Raw genomic sequence first — 3,858 nt, forward strand, 5'->3', positions numbered from 1 at the left:
ACGCTACACCAACCCCCGCGAGGTTACCCTGCAGCTCTCATCGCCGCAGCTGGCGCACTCTGTTCGCCTGGTGCTGTTGCTGGACAAGATCCTGATGTTGCTCGATGGGCTCTGGTTCGCCGGTCAGCTGAGCAACAAGCAACGCAAGGAGGCCACCCACAGGTTGCGCCGCCTGGTCTATGGGCTTGGACGCTCGATCATCGATCTGGAGCGCCGCGCGCGCGAGTCGGCTCGGCGTGCGGGTAAAGATGCCGAACTGCTGGCGGCCGATGACGCGGTGAGTGCGTTGACGCTGGCGACGGGCTCGTTGGTCGATGGCGACGATAAGGATGAGGATGAAGCGTCCACGCAGGACGATGATGGGGGTGATGTGGGAGAGGATTCTAAGAGCGAAGCGCTCTGAGACTGACTCCGCGGACTTGAGGTCATCGGGCTGACGCAGACACTCAGCAAGTGGTCTGCAGATCGCGTTCCGGTTGCCGAACGCCTCCTGCCAGTCCTCATGGCCACTGGCTCTCCGGAAGCGATTGATCCACAGCCGCTGTGGATAACCCTGTGCGCAGTCCCGGTCAGAGGACTGCAAGCACCTGCCGAATCAATCGCTGCGACCGCAATGGTCAGAGAATGACCAATCCTGATGCTCGCAGCAGGCGGCGGATCGTTTGCCAACGCGCTTGGAAACGGCCCGTCTTGCAGCATCCAGCGTGGCTAGGACGCTGATCACAACGCCAGTCGGCACCCGACCCCACCGCTCACGCAGTGCTCGCCATAGGCCTGCGCAAACGCGACGATCGCCGCATCACCGGTGCAATGCGTCGGGAGCACATTGGTCACCCCGAGCGCCTGCAAGGCCTGCACCGAACGAGCGATCTCGGCATCATCGGCATACATCAAGTGAAAACCGCCAATCGCCCAGCGGATCGGCTCACCAAGCAGCGCCCGACCCCGCTCGACGATCTGCTCCATGCCCGGATGCGCGCAGCCACTGATCGCCAGGGTGATGCCGCCCAGGTTGAGGATCAGTGCCTGTTCTGGCGGCTGACTGTCGAGCAGACCGGTGGAGAACAGGCCAGGTGCAAGGATCTGCGGCTCAGCACCGACGACGATGACCTCGCGGCAGAGGCCGTGCAGATCCGCGATCAGGTGTTTGGAGAAGCCCTCATGCAGCACCACGCTGAGCGCCGGCTTGGCCTCGAGCACCGAATCCAACCCGCCCATGTGATCCCAGTGCGGATGGGAGAGGAAGAGCTGATCGACCGAGTCCATTGAGAGGCCGAGGGCGGCCATGTTCTTCAGTAAGACGCGGCCGTTGCTGCCGGTGTCGAAGAGCAGCGTTCGCTCGCCGGTCTCGATCAGTGCGGCGAAGCCCCAAAGCGCGTCGAGTCCGGCGGGGCTTGGCTGGTTGTCGAAGAGGAGGGTCAGGCGAAGGTCGGCGGTCATCAGGGTGTCCTGGTGTTGGCTGAGCACGGACTCGGTCGCATCGGTTGTCTCATGCCGCTGGCGCGAACCTGTTCAGCGATGTGGCTCAGCTCAAGTTGCTCAGCGCTGGCGCCTGCGATGCTCTTCATACCGCGATTGACCAGTCTCCTGGAGTCCTGGCGCCGACGGCCACAGACTGTCGGATGCAACCGTTGGTCGCGATGCCTACGCCAGCCGCGTGCCGCGGGGCGGGATGACCCTCTCAACACCATGAGGCATGACCATGCAGCCTATGCGAGTACCCTGGCGCTTGGCATTGATCGTTCTCGGTATGGCGCTCTGCGCTGGCGCCTGGGCGCAGGAGACCTGGACCTTGAGCGACTTCTACGATGCGCGCAATGCCATCCGCGTGAGGATCGCGGCGGTCAAGAACGCACAGGGCGATCAGTTTAAGCTCCATGCCGCGAGCAATGCGTCGCGCGTCTGGGTGACCTTTCTGCCCGCCACGACGGCGCCCGCGCTGGACTCGACAGCGATGCTGTCTTGGTGGTGTAGTGATGCGGGGCCGCGCCTCAGGCGTGATGTGGTGACGCAGCAACTCGCGCAGAGGAGCGGTGAGCCACCCTCCTCGCTCTATCATGCCGGTGCACATTACCTCTCATTTGTGCTCGAGCACGCCAATGGGCTGGACGGGCCAAAATGGGCTGGACGGGCCAACAGGTCCGATCGCGGCGCTGCAAGCTTGCAAGAGCAGGCTCGGTCTGGGTTATCTCGCTGCCGATGGTGGGTTTGCCGAGACGACGTTCGAGCTGGGAGGCGCAGCGGCCACGATCGCTGAAGTGGCAGACGTCGTTCGTCACTGAGCGTGAGCCGGCGTTGACTGCGGCGAGCCTGATGCCGCGGCCATGAGCCCATCGGTTCGTTAGCCGCCATTAGCCTTCACCCGCCATTAGCCTTCACCCGCCAGTCGCAAGACCTCGGTGATCAGGGCATCCGAGAGCCGATAGCCCTGGTGCGATAAGGCCAATAGGACGGGTTTGACCGTCTCCAACAGCCCTCGGCGTTTCGCCGCCAGCAATACGCCTGCCACCCCAACCACGGGAATCCCCCGGCGCCGGGCCATCGCGCGTCCACGGCGCTCATCGATGAGCAAGAACCGGCAGGCAAGCGCTTGCGCGAGCAGGATGGCCGCGGACTCGCCTGCATCGAGTACCTGTCTCAGGCGTGCCAGGTCGGCCTCGCTGTCAGCGGGCAAAGGGTACGTGCGAAGAAGACCTCGCGCAAAGCCATCTGATCACAACCGGGCGCCGGGCCGATGCGATTCCAGGCGCAATTCCCTCAACACGCTCTCCGGCACGACAATCTGCCCGTAAAGCACGGCTAACAACGACAGCTGTTCGACCCGAGCCAAGGCGATCAACGGTCCCGCGTCCGCGACAACGATCCGGTAGGGCGCGGCGTCGGGGTCCTGAACCACTAAAGCGCAGCCTCGAGCTCATCGGCCAACTCGTCGGCAGGATAATCGACCACTGGCAAGCCGAGTGGCTCGAGCAGATCGATAAACGCATCCAGCGAGAGGCCCGCAACTTTAGCGGCTTGGGCGAGCGTCAGATGCCGCTGCTCGAACAGCGTCAGCGCCAAGGAGCGATGCACACCTTGCTCGAGCAAGCGACGGTCGAACGGGACGGCCAGGATCGCGGGACGACCATGCTTGGTGATCAGCGCCAGCTGGCCCTGTTCGGCATCCCGCAAGAGATCACCCGATCGGGTGCGCAGCTCGCGGACAGAGAAGACGTCGAGGTTGTCCATCAAGAGGCTCTCTCGTTAGTTTGTGCTCACAGTTTGTGCTCACAAAGCGTAGCAGAGCTGGATTGGACGCGTCTCTGTCATCTGGCGCCCTGCGCTTCGGCATTCGCTGCACAGACCGGATGCTGAGCGACGTCTGCGACGCCTACAATGACAGCCGGTGCAGATCGCTACGGAGAACACTGCACGCCTGTCTTGGTCGCGCTGCATCCGCCGTTCGGGTGAACGCCTCGTGTCTGGCTATCCTGCGTCCCCTGGAGGCTCTCCTTGCATCCCCTACTGCGCCACTGGCGCTTGCTCAGCGTCGGCTTTCTGATGGTCGCCTTCTCCGCCGTCGGCCAAACCTTTGTGCTGTCGCTCTTTGGGGGCGAGTGGCGGGCGACCTTTGGGCTCTCACACGGCGGGCTCGGGCTGGCCTATTCCGCTGCCACCCTGCTCAGTGCTCTGCTGCTGATCGCGGCCGGACATCTGGTCGACCGGGTCGCACTGCCGCGCATGGTCGCCGGCGTGGTGCTGGGCGCAGCGCTCGGCAGTGTCGCGCTCGCGCTCAGCATTGGAGTGCCCGGTCTGGTGCTGGGCTTCTTCCTGCTGCGCTTCTTCGCTCAGGGGTTGATGACCCACACCGCGCAGACG

5 protein-coding genes and 2 pseudogenes are annotated in these 3,858 nt (G+C 63.9%); 3 read left to right on the forward strand and 4 right to left on the reverse strand.

Annotated elements, in window-relative coordinates; all coding sequences use genetic code 11:
- Nucleotides 1-403: pseudogene (locus tag VBE63_RS25735) on the forward strand (hypothetical protein); the annotation flags it as partial.
- A gap of 317 nt (nucleotides 404-720) precedes the next feature.
- On the opposite strand, the gene VBE63_RS25740 reads toward VBE63_RS25735, so the two are convergent.
- Nucleotides 721-1,440: an MBL fold metallo-hydrolase gene (locus VBE63_RS25740; protein ID WP_323685856.1), complete on the reverse strand. Its 720-nt coding sequence runs from the start codon at nucleotides 1,438-1,440 to the stop codon at nucleotides 721-723.
- A 262-nt stretch (nucleotides 1,441-1,702) separates the two neighbouring features.
- Here VBE63_RS25740 and VBE63_RS25745 point away from each other — a divergent pair, with 262 nt between their 5' ends.
- Nucleotides 1,703-2,257: a hypothetical protein gene (locus tag VBE63_RS25745; RefSeq protein ID WP_323685857.1), complete on the forward strand. Its 555-nt coding sequence runs from the start codon at nucleotides 1,703-1,705 to the stop codon at nucleotides 2,255-2,257.
- Nucleotides 2,258-2,368: 111 nt separating this feature from the next.
- On the opposite strand, the gene VBE63_RS25750 is transcribed toward VBE63_RS25745, so the two are convergent.
- From VBE63_RS25750 to VBE63_RS25760, 3 genes are read right to left on the reverse strand one after another with little or no spacing between them, the layout of a single operon-like run.
- Nucleotides 2,369-2,674, reverse strand: a complete 306-nt coding sequence (locus VBE63_RS25750) for a DUF3368 domain-containing protein (protein WP_323685858.1) — start codon at nucleotides 2,672-2,674, stop codon at nucleotides 2,369-2,371.
- Between the two features lie 39 nt (nucleotides 2,675-2,713).
- Nucleotides 2,714-2,896 (reverse strand): hypothetical protein, encoded by a 183-nt coding sequence (locus VBE63_RS25755; protein ID WP_323685859.1) that lies wholly within the window; start codon nucleotides 2,894-2,896, stop codon nucleotides 2,714-2,716.
- A complete protein-coding gene (locus VBE63_RS25760) occupies nucleotides 2,896-3,228 on the reverse strand; it encodes a type II toxin-antitoxin system prevent-host-death family antitoxin (RefSeq protein ID WP_323685860.1) in 333 nt (110 codons plus the stop codon). The genes VBE63_RS25755 and VBE63_RS25760 overlap by 1 nt, the downstream gene beginning before the upstream one ends.
- A gap of 264 nt (nucleotides 3,229-3,492) precedes the next feature.
- Between VBE63_RS25760 and VBE63_RS25765 the strand changes: the two are divergent.
- Nucleotides 3,493-3,858, forward strand: a pseudogene (locus VBE63_RS25765) (MFS transporter); the annotation flags it as partial.

The organism is Lamprobacter sp. (genome assembly GCF_034860625.1).
Classification (GTDB): Bacteria; Pseudomonadota; Gammaproteobacteria; order Chromatiales; family Chromatiaceae; genus Lamprobacter.

Coding starts and splice junctions, on each gene's coding strand:
- VBE63_RS25740 (WP_323685856.1), bottom strand. CDS start 1,440: ATGACCGCCGACCTTCGCCTGACCCTCCTCTTCGACAACCAGCCAAGC.
- VBE63_RS25745 (WP_323685857.1), top strand. CDS start 1,703: ATGCAGCCTATGCGAGTACCCTGGCGCTTGGCATTGATCGTTCTCGGT.
- VBE63_RS25760 (WP_323685860.1), bottom strand. CDS start 3,228: ATGGACAACCTCGACGTCTTCTCTGTCCGCGAGCTGCGCACCCGATCG.